Genomic DNA, 23,057 nt, shown 5'->3' with positions numbered 1-23,057 from the left:
CGTCCAGCTTTCGGCGGGTTCCTTCCTCAGGTCGTAGCTTTGGGAAGCCATGCCGTCCACTAGGTAAGTCTGCGGTCCAGTTCTCAAGCAGTGATCGACATTCCTGTTGGAATGCGGGTTCTACAGCAGATTCGGTTTCAAGGATCGCGAGGGGTTGGCTCAATGCATCATGAGCGACCCAGCATTCTCAGAAACCGGCACCCGTCTGCGCAGCCTTATGATGCAGATAGGTAGAGTCAAAATCTGCGGCGCGAACGAGCCCTGCCCAGTCGGGCGCATGAAAACGCGAGCCAAGGGTAGATATCAGACCGTCGCGTCGAAGGTCCTGAAGCACTCGGTTCACGTGCACAGAGGAGAGGCCTAGTGCGTCGCCAAGTGCAGCCTGCGTTATGGGGAGATAGGCCACATGATCTTCAATGCGACCGACCGAGCGAAGGCGGACAATAAGTTCGCAAAGAATGTGAGCCATACGAGAGTAGGCGTCGCGCCTTCCGACGTTGGTGACCCACTCTCGATAGATCGCCGCATCGATCACAGTGGAGCGCCAAAACACTCTCGTTATCGAAGAGTGCTGTTTGCAAATGGCGCGAAGATCGTCGTGCCGCATGAAGCCCACTCGAGAGGGCATGAGAGGGGTGAAAGTGCAATCCATGACCGACAAATGCAAACCATGCAGGTCGGGAATGTCGCCCGGAACAAAAAAGGAGGAGATCTGACGCTTGCCCTCCCCGGTTAGTTTGGTCGACCCTATCAAGCCCTCAAGAACGACGAAGGAAAGGTTCGGCTTCTCGCCCTCCCGCAAAATGTCTTCATTGGCCTGGTATTTCTTCTCCTGAATCGAGATGTTCCCCAAGATCGCAATGTCTGATTCTGCGAGTTCCGAGATGGCTTGGAGCTTGCGGATCAAGATGTTGAAAGACGGACCATGTGCCATCAAAAACCTGTTCGGGTTTGCTCCCAACTTTTAGTTGGCGCTAATGTTCCCGCTGCCCAGAGGAGACGACGGCCAATGGTCGGTGCGTCGACTATGCAGGCGGGGCTGGGGTTCAGCTGTCCTCAATCCTTTTGCACGCGAAAGTAGCACGCGTGCGGATCAGTAGCAGTAAAATCAACGCTTTAAGCGATTTCAAGCACTTGCTTGAAGAGTGGCGCGCCCGAAGAGACGCAGCGCGCCTTCGCCTAAGCGCTGATTTTATTGGTCTATTTCTTTAAAAAAGTAGCACGCCTGTAGCATAAATCAGTGACAAAAGCCCGTACTAGGCACGCTTGGATAATTAGTCCGCGGCGAGCGCGATGGAATGCTCGCCGCGTTGCGCACCGAAGGACAGCGGTTCTGCTCTTTTCCGGACGAGCCATTCATCCGGGATACGTCGGTTTTGTTCACGCGCACGGCCGACATCGGGAAGCTCGCTGTGCGCAGACCGATCCCCGGCGTCTCCGACCTATCATGTCGGCCGACCTATGGAACTTCTTGTGCGAGCATAGCCCGAAACCTTCCAGGCGATCTCCCGAAAATATCTACCGAACGGCGCTCGTCCAGATTTCCGGCATGACCCGCTCAGCATCTTAGCGGAGACCGAGGCCTGGCTCGAGTAGAAGGTATACGTCCTTCTAGGGCTTAACCGTAAACGACATGCGGCTTACTCTGACCCACTTCGATGATGTAGCCGTCTGGATCGCGAATGTAACAGCGAGTTTCGCCGTACTTTTCCATCGGTTCCGTGATGAACTCAGCGCCCCGACCTTGCCAACGTCGATAGCAGTAATGAATATCAGCAACGCGGATGTTCATGAAGCTGCTGAGTGAATCGGGATCTGGGGGAACGCCGAGCGTCACCGACGGTTTGTCAGGTGTGGGGCCGCCGCCGATGTTGACGATGAGCCAGGTATTGGCGATGCGGATATATCCCGGCGCGCCGCTGCTATCGCCCAGGCTAAGAATGCGTCCTCCGAAGACCATCTCATAGAATCGAGCTGAGCGTTCGATGTCGGCGACGGTCAGAAAATGCGCGACGGTGAAGCCATGCTGCGGGGGCATTGCATAGATTTCATCCTCAACTCGTACTTCCGTCATCCGCGACTCCTATTTCGAGGTCTTCGCGATCCGCCATGGCCCGCGAGAACAGATTTCAATAGCGCTCCGCCGACACGGGTTTTAGTTGGCCTTTTGTATGATCCGTCTCTTAGCCGACGCCGGCGACGTACACGGCATTCCACCTCCACGGCGTCACACAGCATGGCTGCTTACGTCGAAAACGAAACTATCCCACCTGAACCCCCAGCATGTTTTTCAGGAAAGGCTATCAGGGCTCAAACGCCCTTCGCGGCCAGCAACTTGCGGTATTCCGCGACGGGCATCCCGCCCCAACCCCAATTCTCCATCTCCACTTCCTCAAACACTACCCAGGTCCAGTCCAGCGGCTTCCCGAGGACGTCGAGCAGCACCTCGCTCACGCCCTTGTAGATGGCTGCTTTCTGCTCCACAGTTACATGATCCACACCAGGCTCGATGCCTTCGCGGGTGAGCTGGACGGTGACAATAGGCATAAGAACCTCCCTTGACTGATGGCTCAGTGGCCAGCGCTCTGGCCGCCGTCGACATGAAGCGTTTCTCCGGTCACGAAAGCGGCATCCTCCAGGTAGAGGACCGCTCCGACGATATCGGAAATCTCACCCAGCCGACCCAGTGGATGCAAGGCCGCCAGCCTCTCGTACGTCTCTGGCGCATGCATCGGCGTCCTGATGACGCCCGGAGACACGGCGTTCACCCGGATTCCGCTGCGGGCATATTCGATCGCCAAACTACGGGTCGCGGCGTCAGCTCCGCCCTTGGTCAGCGAAGCAAGCACCGATGGCACCTTCGAACTGGCCTGCTTCACCAAGCTGGTTGTGATGTTGACGACATGGCCGCCCGCTTGACGTTCCATTGCGGCGATCGCGGCCTGGGTGGCGAAAAAGAAACCGGTCAGATTGGTAGCAACGGCGCGGGCATAATCCTCCGCGGTGTAATGCGTGAAACTGCTGGCAAGGAAAACTCCGGCGTTGTTTATCAGCGTGTCGACCCGCCCGAAACGCTGCAGTGTTTCCTCGATCACCCTCGGTCCCGTCGCCGGGTTGCCGATGTCACCCGAGATCGTGAGCAAGTCCGAGCTATCGGAAGATTTGATAGATCGAGAGGTAGCGACAACGCGGTAATTTCGGCCGAGATACGCCTCAACCAACGCCGCGCCAATGCCCTGCGACCCGCCGGTGATGACAACGACTTTACGACCAGTTTCCATGACAGACCTCGGCGATACTGACCACTAACAACCAGACTGCGTCCCGTCATTTTCCAGGTAACACGTATCTGCAGTATGGCCCGGCAACCATCGTCCAATGGTATCGCATATACTTAGGTATCGGGGTTTATACAGCGACCTACCCGCTTTGCGGGCGGGTGGCGTCTCCACAGCGCCGGGCATTTTTGACTGGGACGAGCACTGCTCGCCAATACTCCGATGCCCATCCACAGGGGGGTGTGTCCGTCTTAAGTATTGCCGACACCTTGGCCCAATAGAATGTTTCGGCGCGGTCTGCTGTCATTTTCCGAAACATCGCGAACGGTGCTTCCGAGGTGCGGCGATGTTAGCGGAGGATCTGGTCATGCTAACAGGACGTGCGAATCCATCATCGGCATCGTGCCAGCCGCTGGCGTGGCATCTTGTCGAAGAGATTAGCCATCGGGTAATCAACGAATATGGCGAAGCGATAGCGATTCTGTCGCTGGCCTCGTCCAGCGGAGAGGCTACGCTGGCGTTAAGGCGCGCAGCGGATCGTCTGCGGGCGATGGCAGAGGCGCATCAATCGCTTCTCGTGCCCATCACTGAGGGATACATCGACCTCGGTGATCATGTTGGGAAGCTGTGTCACAGCCTTTCACGTGCCTCCCTTGGCGAGCGGAGCATTCAGCTGACTGTTGCAACGGACGAAATCCGGCTTGACGCCGCGCGGTGCTGGCCGGTCGGTCTGATCGTCTCCGAGTTGGTCCGGAACGCAGCACGGCACGGCCTAGGGGATAGCCCTGGTTCAATCCGTGTCTCACTGAACAGGAGTGGCAACAGTGTCTGTTGTGTTGTCTGCGACGACGGATGCGCGGCCTATCATCGGCCAGAAGAAAGAGGGCGGTGGTTGATACACGCGCTGACGGCGGAAATTGGGGGCTCGGTGCAATGGAAATTCACCCCGCGTGGATCGATCGTGGGTGTGCGTTTCCCTCTGATAGCGCCCTAGCTTCTGCACCCGAGACTGCTATCGCGCGGTCTGGGTCCCCTATCGGAGTCAAGCAGAGGGCGAGCCGGTTTCACGCGGCAGAGTCGATACGGATCCATGCTACCCGACCGGCGGAACGGAGTGCGCGATCCTTGCCGGTGCTTTTTTCGGGCGTGCAGGATCTCATCCGCCACCTTGCCCACGTTCCGCTCACGCGCGGCAAACCTCGTAGAGAAACCAGCTGCGCCGTTCGCTTTCGTCGATCCATCCTTCGATCAGGCTCGCGGTGGCAATGTCCGAATAGCTATCGCACAGCTCATGGACACGACGCAGCTCCGCAACCAACTGCTTGTTGTCGCCATGAAGCTCTGAGAGCATGTCCTGGGGATCAACATAGTCGGCGTTGTTGTCGAGGATCCGTTGGCGTCCCGCGATATCGGAGATCGAACGGATCGTGGTTCCGCCGATCTTACGCGCACGCTCCGCGATCGCGTCGGTCATCGCGAAAATCTGGTCGCCATGCTCGTCGAGCAAGAGATGATAGTCCCGGAAATTCGGACCACTCATGTGCCAGTGGAAATTCTTGGTCTTAAGATACAAGGCGAACACGTCAGCAAGCAGACCGGCCAGGCCGGCAGCGATGTCGCGGGTTGCCTCGGAACCAAGGTCTGTCGGAGTGCGAAGGAAGCGATCCGAACCGGCTGTCTTGCTCAACTGTTGCGTCATTTTTCAACTTCCCTCTATAGGCCGCGCACCGGCGCCGTTTCGACAAACCACATAGGAAATGCCGTGTTCTGATCCAATCAGACGAAGGTGTCGGACGATCGTAGGGACGCTACGCATCGTACTTTGGGCTTCAAGCGTGAATTGGCGCAAGGAGGATTTGGCCGCCTTCACCGTCAAACCCCGTAAAAAACTACCGTATTTGGTTAAGCTCAAGCTGCTTGCCGACACCTAGGTGCTATGGACGGTGTCGGACAGTACCGGCATCGTGTACGCGTCGTTAAACCGATGTCCAAATGACGAAGACCTGTCGCCGATACCGCTTGGGCCAAGCACGACGCGTCGTAGCATCGCGTCGCTCGATGAAGTCCTCGTCGTCATGATGGAAACTGGGGTTGGGCCCGTTCCCGGCCTCTCTGCGGCGAGTGTATTCGCGGTCCGTTTGAGCGGCGGATGCCTTCAGGTATCTCCATCTGGTTTCAGCAACGCTTCTGAACGCAAGGACCTCGTGCATGGCTGATCAACCGGACAAGTCCGCCACCGCTCAGCCGGTAACCGTCGATGCCAGCAGCCTGCGCGATCAGGTGGCGACGATCAAACGGGCGCTGATAGGCTCACCGGTGTTCAAGTGGCTGGTCTGGACGTCGGTCGGCATCATGGCGGTCATCGTCGCCACGTCGATCGGCCAGGTTCTGCTCAACCGCTGGAACCAGCCTTTCTACGATGCGCTGGCGCGTCGCGACATGGCGGCCTTCCTGCATCAGCTGATGATCTTTGCCGTGATTGCCGGCACGCTGCTCCTGCTCAACATCGCTCAGACCTGGCTCAACCAGATGATCCGGCTGAAGCTGCGCGAGGCGCTGACGCTCGACCTGATCGACCAATGGATGCGGCCGGCGCGGGCCTTCCGGCTCGCCAATGCCGGCGCCATCGGCGTCAATCCCGACCAGCGCATGCAGCAGGATGCCGCGCATCTGTCCGATCTGTCGACGGACCTCGGCGTCGGCCTGCTGCAATCCTTCATCCTGCTGGTGTCGTTCGTCGGCGTGCTTTGGCAACTCTCGTCGGGCTTCGTCTTCCACATCAACGGCTGGTCGCTGGCGATACCGGGCTACATGGTCTGGGCCGCGTTCCTCTATGCCGGCATCGCCTCCTGGCTGAGCTGGCTGGTCGGGCGGCCGCTGATCCGCCTCAACAGCGACCGCTACACCCGCGAGGCCGAGCTGCGTTCCGGGATGGTGCGCGTCAACGAGAATGTCGACGCCATCGCGCTCTATCACGGCGAAGCCGATGCCAAGAGACGGCTCGAAATCGACCTTGGCACGGTGCTGGGCGCGATGCGAAACATCTACAAAGCGCAGATCAACCTTTCCTGGGTGACCGATACCTATGGCTGGATCACCGTGGTGGCGCCGATCCTTGTGGCATCGCCGGTCTATTTTTCAGGCGATATCAGCTTTGGCGGGTTGATGATGGCGGTCGGCGCCTTCAACCAGGTGCACTCGTCGCTGCGCTGGTTCATCAACAATATCGGCGGCATCGCCGACTGGCGCGCCACGCTGATGCGCGTTGCCGACTTCCGCATTGCGCTCGATGAAACCGATGTGTTGCACGACAAGGAAAAGCGCATCGAATTCGGCGATAACGCCAATGGCAGCCTGACCTTCGAGAAGCTCCAAGTGGCCTCGCCGGAGGGCTGCACCAAACTTTCAGACAGCCATGTCGAGATCCATCCCGGTGAGCGCGTCATGATCACCGGCGACCCAGGCGCCGGCAAGACATTGTTCTTCCGCGCCATTGCCGGCCTTTGGCCCTGGGGCAGCGGGAAAATCGGCCTGCCGGCTGGAGAAACTCTCATCTTCGTGCCGCGTGTTCCGTATTTGCCGGCCGGCACGTTGCGAGAGGTGCTCAATCACGCGAATGGGCATGCGCCCGCCAGCGATGCCGACATTTCGGCCGTGCTGACCGAGGTTGGTCTTGAACGGCTGTCATCGTCACTCGACCGCGTGGGACGCTGGGACCATGAGTTGGCCGATGACGAACAGCGCCTGCTGGGCGTGACCAGGCTCGCGTTGCGGCAGCCGAAGTGGGTGATCATCGACGAAGCGATGGATGCGTTCGACGGACCCTCGCTGAGGCGCGTGCTGACGATGCTGGAAAAGCATCTGAAGGGAGCCGCGATCATCAATATCGGGCGCGGCCAGCATCACAACCGGTTCTTTCCGCGTGGCCTGACAATCGTCAACGACACCGGTGCCAAGCCGCTGAAACCTGTTCGTGTCAGGGCCGGCGCCATTGATCCGGAGCCGGCTGCCGTCCGCCGCGAGCAATAGATCGATATTCAGATCGCATCGGGTGGTACCATCGCCTGTCCGGTTGGACAGCGTCCCTCACGTCCATATTTTGCGCGATGACTACGCAGTTCACTTGATGCAGCGCTTATCCTGCAGGGGACCTGCAGATCAGAGGTTCGCAGCGCGATTGAGGGTCGTGCCCGTTTGATCACCGAGCGATGGGCCCGCCCTGCCAGACCGACACCATGGTCTTGGCGACACGTTCGTCCAATCGCGGGCCAGCACCCAATGCATCATCTTCGAGGCACCGAGCAGGTAAACATCCAAGGAGCTTCCAGTGGACACCACGACAACCACCCCGCAGATTCGCCTGACACGCCGGACGCCCACCTATTGGCGAGTCACATTCGACAATGCCCCGCTCAACGTCATGGGTCCACAGATGGTGAAAGAGTTCACCCATCTGATTGACGCCATTGAGGCTGACGAAGATCTTCGGGTGGTGGTGTTCGACAGTAGCGTCGAGGGATACTTCCTCAACCATTCAGACTTCAAGGCGCGGATCGAGGATATGCTCGCGCTGCCGCCGGGACCGACGGGCCTGCCGCCCTGGCCGGATTTTCTTGTGCGGCTGACGCGCGCGCCGGTGGCCTCGATCGCCCTCATCCGGGGCCGCGCTACGGGCAACGGGAGCGAAATCACCCTTTCCTGCGATATGGCTTTCGCCAGTAAGGAAAAGGCCATCATTTCCCAGTGGGAGGTTGGCGTGGGTATGGTCGCCGGCGGCGGACCGATGGCTCGCCTGCCTCACCTGATCGGTCGCAATCGCGCCATGGAGGTTCTGTTGACCTCCGAGGACATCCGTGGAGAACAGGCTGAGGCGTATGGCTACGTGAACAAAGCCCTGCCGGACGCAGAGCTCGACGCGTACGTTGATGCGCTCGCCACTCGGATTTCGAGGTTCGACAAATGGGCCATCGGGCAAACCAAGCGTTTGGTCAATACCAGTCTTCCGTCGGATGTAGAGCTGGGCGCAGGATGGGAAGCCTGCATAGCTTCGCTAAGCCGACCCGCCGCTCAGGAAGGCATCAAGTCGCTGACCGCCAAGGGCTTCCAGTCGCCGGGAGATGTCGAGAATCGGCTGGCTTTTCACCTGGGCGAGCTGCCTCAGCGATAGACCGCAGTCGATGCGACGGCGTCCCCTCAACGATAAGGATCATTCCATGGATCTGCTCACGAAAGCGAAGTCGGTTGCCGAACGTGTGGAGGCAGAAGCGACAAAGGTCAACGTCCCTGTCGCCGTATGTATTATCGATGTTCACGGCAATCTGGTTCTCCAACACCGGATGAACGGCGCGCCTGTCTTCGCGCTCGAGATTTCCGAGCGCAAGGCGTATACTTCGGCACTGGTACGCCTTCGCACGGCGGACATCCTGCCGCTCGTACAGCCGGGCCAATCGCTATACGCGTTGCCCACAGTCGGCGGGGGGCGCTTTTGCCCTATGGGTGGAGGTGTTCCGCTGCTCGACGAGCATGGAAATGTGTATGCAGGTGTCGGCGTTAGCGGCGGCACTGCAGAAGAGGATGTTTGGATTGTGGAAGCTAGTGTCCGCTAACTGCGCTTCGGCCAAATTCGCCAGAACCCTCGGCTAGGGGCGACGGGATCACCTTGGAGCCCAACCGAACATCGGTGTGGGGGGAGAGCAGTAGCCGAGATTTCCATAGCGGTCCTGCGTCCTGTCACAAAATATTGGTCGGAGCGGTCTTGTGGCTAACGTCATGATCGACAAGCGCACCAGGCCATGCACTTTGACCGAGGTACACAGCGTCTCTCGGACACGTACGACGGCGAGTTCATGGGTTGCTCGCCAGCAGTCTGCTGCGGAAGATTTGCTGAACCTTGCTTTGAGAAACATCCCCGGGGCACGATTGTTATCGACCGGCGGGCCGTCCACTACATATGCCTTTTTGAATATGATGATTGCCGGGAACATGGCGTTTTCGACGACGCGGCCCAGCTTACAAAGGCGTAGAACAAGGCGGGCTGCGGACGCCTTTTCCGCTCCGCCGTTGGGTGGCTAGCAGACCGAGTTGCTATAAGTCGAGGCAATCACGACGCTGGCTCAGGCTGCGGCGATAAATAGCGGTTTTGTTGAGCTTGTTGCTCGGCGCAGGCATTCTGCTGCAACCAAAAAGCATTTTCGTTGCCGAGTTCACCAAGTCGCCTTCGAAGTTCTACGGAGAATTAGCTCGGACGGCGGCAACGCCGGACTGTCCTCAGTTCAACAGGTCAGGCTGACGCCGCTCGTTTCAATGAACTAGCATCGGCAGAGGCTCGAGCATCTCGCCATCGCTCCGGTAGCTCAGCAGATCGAGGATTTGCGCCTGGATCGTGCGTCGAGCATAACGGCTCGCTCATCAGGGACAAGCAAAGACAACTTCACAAGCGCAATGGGTATCATAACGCGCTGACGCATATATCGCCTGCTATCTGGTGCATATAGCTGTCGACGCGGGATCAGCGTCGGAAGTCTGGTACATGTTGCAACATACCAGACGCCCGCTTGCGCGCCTCGCGGCGGCCGACCGGATCGTGCAGCGCGACCATCTCTCGGCGAAGGTTGGCAGCCGGGTGCCCCTGGTCCTTGGCTCCCGGAAGATCACGGCGATCAAGGCTGCACATCCTGCTGGAACTGCTTTTCGCTGGAAGTAGCCTCCCTTCAGCGAGATGCAGGATGCTGTACTTGCCCGTCCGGAAGTGACGGCAATAATGAGCCTGTCATGGCTAAAATTATTGTCCTAACAACCAGCCATATAATCAGCAGGTTTGCGGCCGTAAAAATGGGAACAGCCAAAATGCCAGCCAAACCAGCGTCGCCACGAACGGCCAATTTTTCAATCGTTGTCGCCAACGCCGTGGCGCCGAAGCTGACGCTCCATAGACCGGCGGAAAAGCGGTCCATGATCCGTGGAAGCAAGCCGGCAAGAAGAATGGCCTGCAGGATTGCGTAACCGATGAGACAGTGAACAAAGACATCTCCGGATGTAGCCGACGAGTTGACATAAGCTAGCGAACAAACCGCTGGAGGGGCGAGCTGTACGCCAAGGGTCGGCCTAATGTGATGTCCGAGCGGTTCGCCAAAATAGAGACGACGGAACAAGACGGAATCGATTGTAAGCCACGAGAAGAGCCCAGCGCCTAAAGCCAGTTGGGCCCACTCAAATTGCCCAAATGCCGACAGGCCAATGCTAAGGACGAACGACGCTGCGGCTACAGGCAGATATAAGGCGGGTGTCGCGTCCGATAGAGCAATTGCGTGTTTCCAGATCTTTTGCGAGTGCCAAAACCCAAATCCAATCGCGAGCACTCCACCGATGCATATCAGAATGGTGGCTACCGTCGCGTCGAACGGCAACACGCTTACCGCAGTTAGCATCATCCCGACACCCACCAGACCAGGGAAGCAACTCTGAACAGGATCCGCGAGCTCAGCTCGTACGGCCAATGGGGCCAACCACAACTTCAAAGCGTAAAGCGTCAAAAGAGCTGTCCATATGCACATGGCCAATACCACGGACGCCACAGCAATTCCTTTGGGGACCGCCCACAGTTGATGCGCGACCTGCCACATTATGGAGAACGAACTTGTCCCGAGGCCGATAGAAAAAAACGAGGCGGGAAACCGAGCTATTGGAGATCGCTCCGTCGGGAGATGAATCAAGGCCTGGTGCTCTAGCGCCACCTTTCCCTTGGAATGCGGTCCAGTCACTTTCGCAACGCCTTCCGATTCGAACCACTCTTTAATATTGCATCCTCACGAGCCTGCCCCAAAATCGCAGAGCCATCCAATCAAAGGACATGGGCAGCTGAATGCACACCCTACGCCTTAGGTCGCTAACGCATCGCCGGCAATTTCAGCGTCACGACTGTGCCTGACCCGAGGATGCTTGCTAGATCGATGCTTCCACCCGAATCTTCAACGAAACGTTTGACCATCGGCAATCCAACTCCACCCAACCCCTCGCCTTTGGTCGTGAAGAAGAGATCAAATGCTCGCACCATCGTCTCGCTCGTCATCCCAATTCCTCGGTCTTCAACCCGAACATTCACCTCCCTGGGATTTCCCGACACCATGGCGTGAACTGATATCAAGCCGCCGTCGGGCATCGCATCGCGCGCATTGAGCAGAAGATTCAGGACGGCATTTTGCAGCCCGGCTCGATCGCACCTTACCAAAGGAAGGTCGGGGTCGATGCAAACCTCCACACGGAGGTTTTCATCCCACGCGCTACGTACAAGAGCTTCGACGTCGGCCAAGCAGATGCCCACATTCGCATGGGATACTACCTCTTCAATCTCTCTAGCTGTCCTAATGGTCTGCCTGACGAGACAACCCGCCTTTTCGAGAGCGGTCTTGGCGCCAGCAATCACCATCCCTGCGCCTGGAGCCGTTGCGATGTTAGGGTCTCTGCCCAGGTGGTTTAACGCGGATGACGCGACTTGAATGAGATTACCGAGGTCATGGACGACGCCGGCGGTGGACATCTGCAGGGCCAGGCGCCCTTGCGGAATGTTCCGATGCCCTTCAAATATACTATTATCTACTTGCAGGCTCGACATCCGACTTCTCCGCTTGTTCGATTCAACATTCGCTTACGTTCAGGAACCAAGCATAATCACTGCGTATCGTGATCGAGGACAAACCAACTGAATCCCAGGAGCGCTCTCCTCGCCGTTTGTTTCACACAGCTCCCGCATACAATCCCGCGCCAGCAGCCAGACAGATGATGACATCGTTACGTCAGTGGAGGATTGATGGAACCGGTTGAGAACTCGAGATGACAGTCCCTTGCGTCGTCCGATCTCGATACCTGTACATATGCCAATCAAAAGCGTTCAACTAATAGATTACTGACAGCGGTCAAAGTCCGGATATATTGAACGATGGTATTCCCGATACTTTGGTGTCGATCGATTCGGTGGCCCGACGTGCTAGTTTGCATTGGTGGGCGCTGACGCTAAGTATCCCCCGATCAGGGCTTACCCGAGCGCAACTGGCTGGTGGTGGCTGGCAGAAAGGACGCAGGGATGGCTCGCTTGCTGTCGGTCAATGTGGGTTTGCCGCGTGGCGTTCCTTGGAGCGGAAGGACAGTTGATACTGCAGTCTGGAAAACATCCGTTCAGGGCCCACGCCAGGTACGACGGCTCAACGTCGATGGCGACAAGCAGGGAGACATGGTGGGGCACGGCGGCGAACAGCGGGCCGTTTTGGTCTACCAATCCGAATCCTATCAGTATTGGCAACGCGAGCTGGGCCGCAATAATTTTTCCTACGGACAGTTTGGCGAGAACTTCACAGTCGATGGCCTGCCGGACCATGATGTGTGCATTGGCGATCGCTACCGGATTGGGAGCGCCTTGTTCGAAGTGACCCAACCGCGCGTCACTTGCTACCGGATCGGTATTCGCATGAATGAGCCGCGTATGGCTGCGCTGCTGGTTGCGCGAGCCAGGCCCGGCTTCTATCTGCGCGTCCTGGAAGAAGGCCAGGTCGAGGCTGGAGACGAGATCGTCCAGGTCGCGAGCGGCCCTGAGCAAATGACCGTGTCGGAGGTCAATGCCTTGCTATATTTGCCCAGTCACCCTCGCAGCCAAATCGAGCGAGCATTGCGCATCCCCGCGCTAAGCGAAGGCTGGCAGGGATCCTTCCGGGCATTGCTCGCACAAAGCAAGGACCGTGATGCCACGAGACGCAATGCCGGGCTTGATCCCATGTCGGAATCACCTCCTGCGTGGACGGGATTTCGCCCGCTGCGCGTGATGCACAAGATCCGCGAGAGCATCAGTGTGATGTCACTGGTCTTAGAGCCCGTTGATGGACCTCGCCTCGCAGCGGCGCTTCCTGGGCAGTTTGTCGTACTGCGCCTGCAAATGACGCCCGACGCCCCGGCCATTATGCGCAGTTATTCTTTGTCGGGTGAACCCGGTGAGCCCTACTACCGAATAAGCGTAAAGCGGGAAATACAAGGTGTGGCGAGTGCCTACATTGATGACCGGGTTGAAGTCGGAGACGTGCTGGAGATCAGCGCACCACGCGGCAGCTTCACTCTACGCCCAGGCAACGGTCCAATCGTGCTTCTAAGTGCCGGGGTGGGTTCGACGCCCGTGATTGCGATGCTCCATGCGTTGGCGGCAACGGGTTCGACAAGGGAAGTCTGGTGGCTCCACGGAGCTCGATGTGGCCACGAACATGCTTTTGCCCAAGAGGTTCGAGACTTGCTGAAAGACCTGCCCCGCAGCCACAGCCATGTAAGCTACAGCGCGCCTGATCGCGAGGACAGGCAAGGTTCGGATTTTGATTCCGCCGGACACTTGAACATCGAGGTGCTTCAACAACTCGATGTTCCGCGCCATGGCACCTTCTATCTCTGCGGGCCATCTGCGTTTATGGGCGACCTCGGCGCAGCGCTTGCAGACTGGGGTGTCGCCGCAGATGCAATCCATACGGAGCTGTTCGGCCCGCGTCCTTCGAGTACACCAGGTATTACTACATCCCCAGGGCGGCCGCCCCATCCACCTGCGGAATCCGCCGGCACGGGCCCTCTAGTTTCGTTCGCACGCAGTGGCTTGAGCGTCCATTGGGGGTCAGGATTCAAGAGTCTGCTTGAACTTGCTGAAGCGTGCGACGTCCCCACGCGATGGTCGTGCCGCACGGGGGTTTGTCACATTTGTCAGACCGGGCTCGTGGCTGGAACAGTCGCTTTTCAGCCTGATCCAATTGAGCCGCCGACAAGCAGCACCACCTTGATCTGCTGTTCCCAGCCTACTGGGGACGTCGTCCTTGATCTCTAAGGTAGTCAGACAGGACTTGTCGGACCGTCATGTGCCCGCACTGACCTGGATTACTGCATCGGCGAAAGCCCGCGGCGCTTCCTGCGGTAAATTGTGCCCTACGCCGCCCGTGATCAGGCGGTGAGAGTACCTTCCTGAGAACATCTTCGCGTAGGCGCTGGCTTCAGGGTGAGGCGCGCCATTAGCGTCGCCCTCCAGCGTGATTGTAGGAACGGTGATGACGGGCGCCTGCGCAAGCCGCTTCTCCAGGTTATCATATTGAGGTTCGCCCTCGGCGAGGCCTAGACGCCAACGGTAATTATGTATCACAATCGCCACATGATCGGGATTGTCAAAGGCGACCGCGCTACGGTCGAAAGTCGCATCGTCGAAATCCCATCGCGGCGAGGCGAGACGCCAGATCAGCTTTGCGAAATCGCGGGTAAATTTCCGATAGCCAGCCTGCCCGCGATCGGTCGCAAAGTAGTACTGATACCACCATTGCAATTCCGCGCTCGGTGGCAACGGCTGCCTCCCGGCCTGTTGACTGCCGATCAGATAGCCGCTCACCGAGACCATAGCCTTGCACCGTTCCGGCCATAGGGCTGCCATTATATTTGCCGTTCGGGCGCCCCAGTCACAGCCGGCAATAGTTGCCCGTTCAATACCGAGCGCATCCATCAGTGCAACGACGTCCAGGGCAACTGCCGACTGCTGACCGTTGCGCATCGTACTGTCCGAAAGGAACCGCGTTGTGCCGTATCCGCGCAGATACGGAACGATCACGCGATACCCCTCGGCAGCCAACAAAGGCGCCACACCGGCATAAGTCTGGATGTCGTATGGCCAGCCATGGAGGAGGACCACCGGCGCGCCGGTTCGCGATCCCATATCCGCGTATCCCATGTTAAGCATTCCGGCGTCGATCTGCCTCAAAGAATCCAGCAACTGTTGTGTCGCTTTGGTCGCGAGACCCTTGCTTGTGTGATCGACAGAGGATCTCGCCGCGGCGGGACTACCTGTCCCGAGCTCTAACGCAGTCATAGCCGCAACAGCCGTCCCGAGTAGGCGACGGCGATTGTGGTCAATTTGTTGGGGCACGTCATTCATTGTTAGCCTCCTTCAGGGAAATGATCCGTGTCTTCTTGCCCCCTGCAACTCAAACGCGCGGCCGGGTGGAGGGGCGACCCGGCCGCGCTACTGGGCGAAGGCGATGGGGGGAGGATCGCCTCTTTCGCCTCAGATTGATCGGCGTAACGATCTGAACGCCTCTCTGAGCTCGGCAGTGAAGACGTAAGGCTGCTCCCACGCCGCGAAATGGCCCCCTCTGTCCACTTCATTCCAATAAATGAGGTTGCGGAAGCTTCTCTCGCCCCAACTCCGTGGTGCGCGGTAGATCTCGGCCGGATACACGGTGACCGCCACAGGGACCTTTGGGATGTCAAACGCGTCAAACGGGCCACCGCCTGCTTGCGAGCTTTCCCAATACGTTCGCGATGATGAAGCTCCCGAGTTGGTAAACCAATAGAAAGAGATGGCATCCAGCATCTCGTTGTGGGTGAAGATCCGTTCTGGCTCTCCGTCGCTATCCGTCCACTCAGAGAACTTGTCGTAAAAGTAAGCTGCCATTGCGACGGGAGAATCGGAGAGGGCATAGCCGATGGTTTGGGGGCTCTGATTCATTATCGCCGCGTAGCCAAAGCCATCGCGATAGAAGTGCAGCAGCCGATCGTAGGCGTTCTTCTCCCGATCCGATAATTCGGCCGGCGCCGGGTCGAAATTGCGGAGATGCCGAAGAATGCCCGGCGGTACAGTACTTGGCATATTAACGTGAATACCGAGAAGACCTTTCGGAGCCTGAACAGCCAACAACTGCGAGACAATCGCACCCCAATCGCCTCCCTGCGACACGTACTCGGTGTATTCCAGCCGGAGCATCAACTCATGAAACGCGGCAGCCGTCCGCGCCGGAGCCCAACCAGTGGCAGTTGGCTTACCCGAGAAGCCGTACCCCGGCATGGTTGGAAGAACGAGGTGAAAAGCATCTTCGATCCTCCCCCCGTGCGCAGTAGGATTAGTCAGCGGACCGATGACCTTCAAGAGCTCTATAATCGAGCCAGGCCAGCCGTGCGTCATAAGCAGGGGTAGTGCCCCGTCATGCTGTGAGCGAATGTGCGCAAATTGGATATCCACTCCGTCCACGCTGGTGATGAATTGCGGCAACTTGTTCAGTTTTGCCTCCACCCTGCGCCAGTCATAACGGCTGCCCCAATACTCAACGAGGGCCTGAAGCTTCGCCAGTTGGACGCCCTGCGAACGATCATCGACGGTCTCCCGTTCCGGCCACCTTACGGCTTTGATACGCCTGCGAAGATCTGCAAGCGCCCATGTCGGAACGTGGATATTGAACGGACGGATGGATTCTTCGCTAGCAGCTGCCCGCAACACTCTTGGCGCCAGATTGACAGCTCCAACCGCAGCGACCGCAACAACGACATCGCGACGAGTTGGTGATAACGACGTCGCTGACATTAAATCCTCCTGGTTCACGTCTATCCACACAATAATTACAAGGTCTTTATCCAAGGTGCAAAAATCTATAGAACGATGGTATCGGCGATACTTTCGCTGGTTGGATCAAGCGCCAAATACGCGCTGTCACGTCATCCAGAATCGTCAGGTACTGCGTGGTTAGAAAGCGCACCTGCTGGACATCGGCCGAAATCCTCCAATGGCCGTCAAGCCGTTGTCGAACAATCCTCGGGCTGGGTGTGCTTGTCGACGAATTTTGCGTTGTGCTTCACCTGCTCGAACAACGCCGCGCACCGCACTAATTACTACCCTGATACCCACGAACTTCGACGATTCCCACAACACAAACTCGTCCGATGCACCGTGGGCGTTATCCTTCTTGCGCCGGCGTGTACGAGTATGGCAGCACTCAGGCCGGCAGCGGTTTGCCGGTCTGCTCCGCTACAATGTACTCGGCGTACCAATCGGGCCAGCTGTCGTCCCTCTGTCCGCCCCTCCGCTTCTCATGCTCCCCATGGGCTTCTGCCGCGCGTCGGAGCGCAGCTGCAAGCTTGGCTGGCGAGGCAAACGTCGTGTCGCCATCGACGCGTCCCGGGAGTCTTGTGGTGATTTCCTGTAACAGCCACCCATTGCCGTCGGGATCCTTGAACGAAGTAAAGGAGTTGTAGGTTCGCCGCTCAGGATCCCTCCCTTTGATCGTCGGCTGTCCAGGCCCTGTACGATATGACACTTCGCTCGCATCGACCCCGCGAGCCGCGAGTTCGGCGTGCGCCGCTTCGATATCGGAGACGACGAGATAGAGCCCCTGTACGGAACCGGGCACGGCGGACGTGAGGCCGATACCGAAGTGGATCGAACTTGGCGAGCCGGGAGGCGTGAACTGGACAACCCGAAATGCGTCACCGACGGCAATGTCGGCATCGAGCCTCCAACCCAGGTCGCCGTAAAACCGCTTAGCCCGGTCGACATCCGAAACAGGAATGACAACGACCTCAAGCTTCATATCGACCGCCGGCAATTCCTGGCGCTTCTTGACTGCATCGGTGCGCTCTACATCATCGCTCATATCAAGCTCCATCGGTTCGGCGGCAACACTCCCCCCAGTGCCAACACGAGAGCAGAGCAACGCGACCCCATCAATTACCCGATGGTATCGGTGGTTGGCGTTCCACTGTACACAATGACTGGATCGAGCAGCCACCTCGCCACGGCCCTCGCCCGCTCGCTGAGAATCGTCTTGGATCCACGCCTTCAGCGTTCCGGGAGGGGCGCCGACGATCCCCACCGTCGCCAACGCCGCCAGGAACTCGCGCTCTGCAGGCAACAATGATCTCCTTGGCATAAGCTTCGGCCTCATTTGCTCCCGATGGAAAATCAAGGACCTATCTCCGGACACGTGCGCCACCTACTGAATGCAATTATCGTGCAAACCGAAATTGTGGGCCGCTTAAAGTATGGGATCCATGACGCTTTGGTATCAGGTGGAGCATTTGGCATCGCGCCAAGGACTACCTGCACACGGCGGGAAGCCATCGGAGAGCTGAGCAACAAGCCCCGATCGCACCGAATTCCTTCCTTGGCGTCCGACAGACGCACTTCAGGTCAGCATTTCTCGACGATCAATGCCAAAGTATCGGCGATACCATCGAACAATAGATTCGCGACGGTCTACAGGTACACTTCAATTCGTCCCGTTATAGCGTGGTCGGGAGAAGTATTGGTAGTTTATCGTGGCGATTGTCAGCTCGGCGGTTGCTCAGTGAGGAAAAGGAATACGTCATGGACGTTAGAGCTAAATGTCTCGTCACCGCATTTGCACTCTCAGTAATCGGGGGAAGCGCGTTTGCCGGCGCACTTGATGTCATCGACCCGATCAACCAGCTGTCGTTTAGCCATACCAGTTCCATTAAGAGGCAGACCCATACGGATCCGGTTATGAGGAGCAGGTTTAGGGCAGCCCTTGGAACCCTCCCAATGGGCAAGCGCAAGGCGATGATAAGAGAATGTCAGGACGCGGGGATGACCAAACCTTACGCGGAATTCTGTGCTGATCTGAATGCTCTTGGCCAGGGGCATTGAAGCTGTTCCGATCGAACAGGGGATCACCTATCCGTCAGTATTGTTCGAGGTGCCAGGTGATTCGGTCTATCGCTATCGGTTCGGGTGATTGCCGGGTCATGAGGTGTGCATTCTAAGAATCGCAGTCAGGGCGTTACTTTAACGCCAGGTTATTGGTGCTATCTACGATCATCAAATGATGTTCAGACTTATCGACAAACCGTTAATGTTAAATACTATTCGATGATAGGAGATTGTTATGCTTCTATACCGCTTCGCTATCTCGAGGGCAGCAGCAAGCGCCGGTTGTCTTATTCTCACTATTGGCTTCGGCTTGGCGCCAATCGGCGGTGCCCGCGCGGACACGTTGCCCGGACAGGCTGGTGCCCCTTACCAGAGTATGCCGTCGTTGGCGCCGATAGGCGCGCGCGTCGATCAGTACCTTCCGATTCCCAAGGAGGACGTAACCCCCGCCATCGACTGGAAGAAGGGATACCGGAGCCAAAAGCTGGGTCGCGGCCTCTACATGGTCACCGACAACGGGTACCAGTCGATGTTCCTGGTGTATGAAAAAGGTGTGGTTGTGATCGACGCCCCTCCGGGGTACTCGGCTCACATACGCCAGGCAATCGCTGAGGTGACGGATCGGCCTATCACATATCTCGTCTACAGCCATGCGCACGTGGATCATATTGGCGGCGCGAACGACCTCGGCGGCCGTCCAATTATCATCGCCCAGGAAGAAACCTTGAGGCTGCTCGATCGGGCCAAAGATCCCAGGCGCCCCCTACCGAGCGTCACATTCAAGGACCATTACACCTTGAACGTCGGTAGTCAGGTTCTTGAACTGACCTATCCCGGCAGCAGTCCACATGAGCCGGGCAACATCTTCATCTATGCTCCAGAACAGAAGGTCCTGATGGTGGTGGACGTGATCTTTCCTGGCTGGATGCCTTGGCGTCGCTTCGCACTTGCCAAGGACATCCCCGGCTACTTCGACCAAGTGGCCTATATCGATACATTGCCGTTCGAAACGCTTGTTGGGGGTCATGTCAATCGCGTAGGCACGCATTCCGACGTCCGTACTCAGCTCGAATTCATGAATGACCTGAAGGCCGCCGCAGCTGCTGCGCTGAAGTCAACGCCGCCCGGCGAAGAAATGGAAGCAGAAGACACGGCCAACCTCTGGGCTGTCTATGACAATTATATCGACCGCGTCGTCGTGCAATGCGTCAATGCGGTCACGCCCAAGTGGCAGTCCCGACTGGCCGGGTATGACGTGTTCATCTGGGACCAGTGCTACGCGATGGAGCAGAGCCTTCGTATCGATTGAAGGCCTACAATCCGAGGGTTTCAGACTGGGTTGTCCCTCTGGGCGATCTCGTCGAGGGGCGGTGCGGGGGCGTTCAATGGGTTTGCCGGACTAGCAGCCAATACGGCGACTGATCCGCGATCCGGCCACACCGAGCCAACTCGCAAGTTGACTAGCCACATGTTGGAGATTGGATCGTTGAAATGCTCCGAGCTGAAGGCTTTGAAGGACCCGCGCAACCGCCGTTTGAGAGTGATGACCAATCGCAACCAGCGGCATCTCCCGCAATCGGTTCTGTGGCTTCGTCTGCATCAACGCGAGCACCAATAGGTCAGGCTCGGAAGGTAGCTATCGTGGTGGTGGCGACTGTAACGATTTCGCTCTCGGGAGCCTGGGCCTGGCAATGGTATTTTCACGGCCGTTTCGAGGAGACCACGGACAACGCTTATCTGCGCGGCGATATAACGAGCATCGCGCCCAAGCTCTCCGGCTATGTGGTGGAAGTCCCGGTTGGAGACAACGCCAACGTTCGCAAGGGGAGTTTGCTGTTTCGCATCGACGATAGTGACTACCGGGCGAAACTCGACCAAGCCATTGCCACCCTGTCCACGCGACAAGCCGATATCGCAAACATTGGAGCAACGCAGAATCTGCAAGATGCCTTGATAGAACAAGCGGCGGCACAGGAGCGGTCGGTCTCAGCGGATCTGCTGTTTGCAAGAGCCAATCTTGACCGCTACACCGCTCTCCAGAAGAGCGGAACAGCCAGCGAACAAAAACTCCAGGATGCACAGACCGGGTTCACAAAAGCCGAGGCTGCGGATAAAGCCGCGGCGGCCAATACTCTGGCGCAAAGGCTCAAGCTTGGCGTGCTAAGTGCCCAACTCGCCGGCGCCCAAGCAGCGATGGCTCAGGCGAAAGCGTCAGTCAGCCTGGCCAGGATGGATCTTGCCAATACCCTCATACAGTCGCCAATCGACGGTGTCGTAGGCAACCGGCAAGTTCGCGTCGGGCGGTACGTCACTCCCGGCACCCCGGGTATGGACATCGTTCCGGTACAAGATGTGTGGGTCGTGGCCAATTTCAAGGAAACCCAGCTAAATCGAATGGAAATCGGGCAATCAGTTCGGGTGATGATTGACGAGTACCCTGGTGTTCAGATTGATGGTGTCGTTGACAGCTTTGCCCCGGGTAGCGGGGCTGCCTTCAGCGTGCTGCCACCGGACAATGCGACTGGTAACTTCATCCGCGTCGTTCAGCGCGTTCCAGTCAAGATAAGACTTACACACAATCCGTTGCCAGGCCGGCTGCTTCCCGGACTTTCAGCCCGCATTGCTGTCCGGGTGAGCCGAGAGACCGATCCCGCAACCACCTCTTCGAACCCGGTTGGCGAGCTTGCCGGAAATCGGCCTGGTGCGGCGAAATGAGCCGTCAGATCGGACCGCGACACTCAGTGGCGAAGCCCGAAGCGCTGGGCGACGTGTTGGTCTTGATCGGAGTTGTACTGACCGCCGTCATGGATTCGATCGCCAGCACGGCGCTCTCTATCGGGCGCCTGGATATGCTGGGCGACATACATGCCACGAGCGACGAATTCGCGACTTTAGACATCGCATTTCTCGCGGCCAAAATGACCGGCTTCTTGGTCGCGCCGCTGTTTGTTGCAGCGCTGAAGCCTACACCCTGTTTGCGCGCCGGCGCGGTCGCGCTTCTCCTGGCGTCTGCTGCAATGATCACTTCCGCCGATATTGCCTGGATTGACTTCTGCCGCATCGTTCAGGGTCTTGCCGGCGCGACTGTGCTCGTGGCAGGCCAGACGCTGCTGTTCTTGCGTTTCTCAAGCCCTCAGCAACCGGTAGTGCAAGCTGTTTTAGCCCTGGGCTCGGTGATGGCCCCGACGACCGTGACGCCAGCCCTGCAAGGCTGGCTTGTCGACCACCGGTCATGGGACTGGATATTCCTGAGCAACGTGCCGGTGGGCATTGTCGCCCTGGTCATGCTGGCGGCGGACCGGAGGCAAGCGTTCCGCGACAAGATCCGCCTCCCCTATCCCCAGGTCGTGCTGGTTGGAATCGCCGCTGCATCTTTGACGTATGTGTCGCAGCAAGGCAGCAGGTTCAATTGGTTCGATGACGGGCCCATCACTCTTTTCGCCCTGAGCGGCTTGCTGGCGGTCATCCTCCTGCCGCTGTGGGAACTTGGATTTGCATCGGACCGTTCGATCCTCCCCACGTCGCCTTTGGGTGATCCCGACTTTCGCTTCGCATTTGTCGTCAGTCTGGTAGCCGGATTCGCGTTGTCCGGCAGCGCCTTTCTCATCCCGGCCTTTGCCCTAAACGTTCTCAGTTTCACGGCTACGGATGCTGGAACACTCCTTTTGCCGAGTGGAGTAATCTTGGGGTGCACCCTGCTGCTGGCGGGGGTCGGGGTACAGAAAAGCAGAATAAATCCGCTTGCTTTGGCTCCTGTCGGTGTCGTGTGTTTCGCCTCGTCAATGTGGTTCCTGTCGGGTTCGACAAGCGACAGCGGAACTGTGGATCTGGAGTTTCCACTGCTCCTGCGCGGCTTTGGGCTGGGTCTCCTGTTCATCAGCCTGACGCTGTCTGCCTTCATGCGGCTTCCCGTCAAGGCCTTGCCATTCGGGATCGGTCTTTTCGGTCTTGGTAAACAGATTGGTGGTCTGACCGGTACTTCTCTGCTGCAAACTTATCTCGATCGACAACTTACTTATAACAGGACCATCCTGGCGTCCCACTTGGCCGTTGGCGATGTCTCGCTCGAGGAGCGTCTGAAAGCGGTGGCAGGCCAACTTGCGGGCAGGGGCCTCGACAGTGTTGTCTCTGGTAGGGCCGCGCTATCGCTTCTGCGGCAGGCTGTCGACAGGCAGGCGATCGCCATTTCCTTCAATGAGGCCTTCTTCGCGCTTGTGCTGTTGTTCTTGATCGCGGGGCCTTGCCTAGTCGTCTGCAAGAGGGTTCTTGGCCGTCGATCCTCGGGCGAATAAGTTTACCGAGGATCTAGGCTGCTATTGTCGGAAACGCCGGGGGAAACATCT

General features: G+C 58.1%; 19 protein-coding genes. 9 read left to right on the top strand and 10 right to left on the bottom strand.

Going from position 1 to position 23,057, the window contains the following annotated elements; translation table 11 throughout:
• Nucleotides 1–187 precede the first annotated feature (187 nt).
• The 4 genes from ACYG9R_RS19670 to ACYG9R_RS19655 all read right to left on the bottom strand — a co-directional run bounded on the left by ACYG9R_RS19670 (nt 188) and on the right by ACYG9R_RS19655 (nt 3,281).
• Nucleotides 188–934 carry a Crp/Fnr family transcriptional regulator gene (locus ACYG9R_RS19670; RefSeq protein WP_023824711.1) on the bottom strand — a complete coding sequence of 249 codons (747 nt, stop codon included), beginning with the start codon at nt 932–934 and terminating at the stop codon, nt 188–190.
• Nucleotides 935–1,618: 684 nt separating this feature from the next.
• Nucleotides 1,619–2,074, bottom strand: coding sequence for a VOC family protein (locus tag ACYG9R_RS19665; protein WP_023744399.1), 456 nt, complete (start codon nt 2,072–2,074; stop codon nt 1,619–1,621).
• A 236-nt stretch (nt 2,075–2,310) separates the two neighbouring features.
• Nucleotides 2,311–2,547: a tautomerase family protein gene (locus ACYG9R_RS19660; protein WP_023737317.1), complete on the bottom strand. Its 237-nt coding sequence runs from the start codon at nt 2,545–2,547 to the stop codon at nt 2,311–2,313.
• A 23-nt stretch (nt 2,548–2,570) separates the two neighbouring features.
• Nucleotides 2,571–3,281 carry an SDR family NAD(P)-dependent oxidoreductase gene (locus ACYG9R_RS19655; RefSeq protein WP_023824710.1) on the bottom strand — a complete coding sequence of 237 codons (711 nt, stop codon included), beginning with the start codon at nt 3,279–3,281 and terminating at the stop codon, nt 2,571–2,573.
• Nucleotides 3,282–3,378: 97 nt separating this feature from the next.
• Between ACYG9R_RS19655 and ACYG9R_RS19650 the strand changes: the two genes are divergently transcribed.
• Entirely contained in the window at nt 3,379–4,272 is an 894-nt protein-coding gene (locus tag ACYG9R_RS19650) for a sensor histidine kinase (protein WP_081726924.1), read from the top strand.
• 189 nt (nt 4,273–4,461) lie between these two features.
• Here the strand turns inward: ACYG9R_RS19650 and ACYG9R_RS19645 are convergent, their stop codons facing one another.
• Complete coding sequence (locus tag ACYG9R_RS19645) at nt 4,462–4,977, bottom strand: Dps family protein (protein WP_023737320.1); 516 nt, start codon at nt 4,975–4,977, stop codon at nt 4,462–4,464.
• A gap of 509 nt (nt 4,978–5,486) precedes the next feature.
• Here ACYG9R_RS19645 and ACYG9R_RS19640 point away from each other — a divergent pair.
• The 3 genes from ACYG9R_RS19640 (at nt 5,487) to ACYG9R_RS19630 (ending at nt 8,884) form a co-directional block, all read left to right on the top strand.
• On the top strand, nt 5,487–7,307 hold the full coding sequence (locus ACYG9R_RS19640) for an ABC transporter ATP-binding protein/permease (RefSeq protein ID WP_460221842.1): 1,821 nt from the start codon (nt 5,487–5,489) through the stop codon (nt 7,305–7,307).
• A 298-nt stretch (nt 7,308–7,605) separates the two neighbouring features.
• Nucleotides 7,606–8,445 (top strand): enoyl-CoA hydratase/isomerase family protein, encoded by an 840-nt coding sequence (locus tag ACYG9R_RS19635; RefSeq protein WP_031199880.1) that lies wholly within the window; start codon nt 7,606–7,608, stop codon nt 8,443–8,445.
• A 46-nt stretch (nt 8,446–8,491) separates the two neighbouring features.
• On the top strand, nt 8,492–8,884 hold the full coding sequence (locus tag ACYG9R_RS19630; RefSeq protein WP_023734859.1) for a GlcG/HbpS family heme-binding protein: 393 nt from the start codon (nt 8,492–8,494) through the stop codon (nt 8,882–8,884).
• Nucleotides 8,885–9,988: 1,104 nt separating this feature from the next.
• On the opposite strand, the gene ACYG9R_RS19625 is transcribed toward ACYG9R_RS19630, so the two are convergent.
• Nucleotides 9,989–11,011, bottom strand: coding sequence for an SLAC1 family transporter (locus ACYG9R_RS19625; RefSeq protein WP_023825047.1), 1,023 nt, complete (start codon nt 11,009–11,011; stop codon nt 9,989–9,991).
• Nucleotides 11,012–11,163: 152 nt separating this feature from the next.
• Nucleotides 11,164–11,889, bottom strand: a complete 726-nt coding sequence (locus ACYG9R_RS19620; RefSeq protein ID WP_023734862.1) for a sensor histidine kinase — start codon at nt 11,887–11,889, stop codon at nt 11,164–11,166.
• 468 nt (nt 11,890–12,357) lie between these two features.
• On the opposite strand from ACYG9R_RS19620, the gene ACYG9R_RS19615 reads away from it, so the two are divergent.
• Nucleotides 12,358–14,121: an MOSC and FAD-binding oxidoreductase domain-containing protein gene (locus tag ACYG9R_RS19615; protein ID WP_023734863.1), complete on the top strand. Its 1,764-nt coding sequence runs from the start codon at nt 12,358–12,360 to the stop codon at nt 14,119–14,121.
• Between the two features lie 27 nt (nt 14,122–14,148).
• On the opposite strand, the gene ACYG9R_RS19610 is transcribed toward ACYG9R_RS19615, so the two are convergent.
• From ACYG9R_RS19610 to ACYG9R_RS19600, 3 genes are all read right to left on the bottom strand, one after another.
• A complete protein-coding gene (locus ACYG9R_RS19610) occupies nt 14,149–15,201 on the bottom strand; it encodes an alpha/beta fold hydrolase (RefSeq protein WP_023734864.1) in 1,053 nt (350 codons plus the stop codon).
• Between the two features lie 138 nt (nt 15,202–15,339).
• Entirely contained in the window at nt 15,340–16,632 is a 1,293-nt protein-coding gene (locus ACYG9R_RS19605; protein WP_023734865.1) for an epoxide hydrolase family protein, read from the bottom strand.
• Nucleotides 16,633–17,041: 409 nt separating this feature from the next.
• Nucleotides 17,042–17,698, bottom strand: a complete 657-nt coding sequence (locus ACYG9R_RS19600; protein WP_050590574.1) for a VOC family protein — start codon at nt 17,696–17,698, stop codon at nt 17,042–17,044.
• A gap of 713 nt (nt 17,699–18,411) precedes the next feature.
• Between ACYG9R_RS19600 and ACYG9R_RS19595 the strand changes: the two genes are divergently transcribed.
• From ACYG9R_RS19595 to ACYG9R_RS19580, 4 genes are all read left to right on the top strand, one after another.
• Nucleotides 18,412–18,711 carry a hypothetical protein gene (locus ACYG9R_RS19595; RefSeq protein WP_023734867.1) on the top strand — a complete coding sequence of 100 codons (300 nt, stop codon included), beginning with the start codon at nt 18,412–18,414 and terminating at the stop codon, nt 18,709–18,711.
• A gap of 238 nt (nt 18,712–18,949) precedes the next feature.
• Entirely contained in the window at nt 18,950–20,023 is a 1,074-nt protein-coding gene (locus ACYG9R_RS19590) for an MBL fold metallo-hydrolase (RefSeq protein WP_023734868.1), read from the top strand.
• A 329-nt stretch (nt 20,024–20,352) separates the two neighbouring features.
• A complete protein-coding gene (locus ACYG9R_RS19585; RefSeq protein WP_460221877.1) occupies nt 20,353–21,429 on the top strand; it encodes an HlyD family secretion protein in 1,077 nt (358 codons plus the stop codon).
• Nucleotides 21,426–23,006, top strand: coding sequence for an MFS transporter (locus ACYG9R_RS19580; RefSeq protein WP_023734870.1), 1,581 nt, complete (start codon nt 21,426–21,428; stop codon nt 23,004–23,006). Before ACYG9R_RS19585 ends, ACYG9R_RS19580 begins: the two co-directional genes overlap by 4 nt.
• Nucleotides 23,007–23,057 lie beyond the last annotated feature (51 nt).

The organism is Mesorhizobium sp. RSR565B (assembly GCF_054719465.1).
The sequence above is the reverse complement of the archived record's forward strand: the minus strand, read 5'-3'. Positions and strand labels throughout refer to the sequence as shown.

Bases quoted from the DNA above. Each gene is read 5' to 3' on its own strand.
- ACYG9R_RS19600 (WP_050590574.1), bottom strand. From the start codon at position 17,698: ATGAGCGATGATGTAGAGCGCACCGATGCAGTCAAGAAGCGCCAGGAA.
- ACYG9R_RS19670 (WP_023824711.1), bottom strand. From the start codon at position 934: ATGGCACATGGTCCGTCTTTCAACATCTTGATCCGCAAGCTCCAAGCC.
- ACYG9R_RS19605 (WP_023734865.1), bottom strand. From the start codon at position 16,632: ATGTCAGCGACGTCGTTATCACCAACTCGTCGCGATGTCGTTGTTGCG.
- ACYG9R_RS19655 (WP_023824710.1), bottom strand. From the start codon at position 3,281: ATGGAAACTGGTCGTAAAGTCGTTGTCATCACCGGCGGGTCGCAGGGC.
- ACYG9R_RS19620 (WP_023734862.1), bottom strand. From the start codon at position 11,889: ATGTCGAGCCTGCAAGTAGATAATAGTATATTTGAAGGGCATCGGAAC.
- ACYG9R_RS19650 (WP_081726924.1), top strand. From the start codon at position 3,379: ATGGTATCGCATATACTTAGGTATCGGGGTTTATACAGCGACCTACCC.
- ACYG9R_RS19640 (WP_460221842.1), top strand. From the start codon at position 5,487: ATGGCTGATCAACCGGACAAGTCCGCCACCGCTCAGCCGGTAACCGTC.
- ACYG9R_RS19590 (WP_023734868.1), top strand. From the start codon at position 18,950: ATGCTTCTATACCGCTTCGCTATCTCGAGGGCAGCAGCAAGCGCCGGT.
- ACYG9R_RS19645 (WP_023737320.1), bottom strand. From the start codon at position 4,977: ATGACGCAACAGTTGAGCAAGACAGCCGGTTCGGATCGCTTCCTTCGC.
- ACYG9R_RS19595 (WP_023734867.1), top strand. From the start codon at position 18,412: ATGGACGTTAGAGCTAAATGTCTCGTCACCGCATTTGCACTCTCAGTA.
- ACYG9R_RS19615 (WP_023734863.1), top strand. From the start codon at position 12,358: ATGGCTCGCTTGCTGTCGGTCAATGTGGGTTTGCCGCGTGGCGTTCCT.
- ACYG9R_RS19660 (WP_023737317.1), bottom strand. From the start codon at position 2,547: ATGCCTATTGTCACCGTCCAGCTCACCCGCGAAGGCATCGAGCCTGGT.
- ACYG9R_RS19580 (WP_023734870.1), top strand. From the start codon at position 21,426: ATGAGCCGTCAGATCGGACCGCGACACTCAGTGGCGAAGCCCGAAGCG.
- ACYG9R_RS19665 (WP_023744399.1), bottom strand. From the start codon at position 2,074: ATGACGGAAGTACGAGTTGAGGATGAAATCTATGCAATGCCCCCGCAG.
- ACYG9R_RS19630 (WP_023734859.1), top strand. From the start codon at position 8,492: ATGGATCTGCTCACGAAAGCGAAGTCGGTTGCCGAACGTGTGGAGGCA.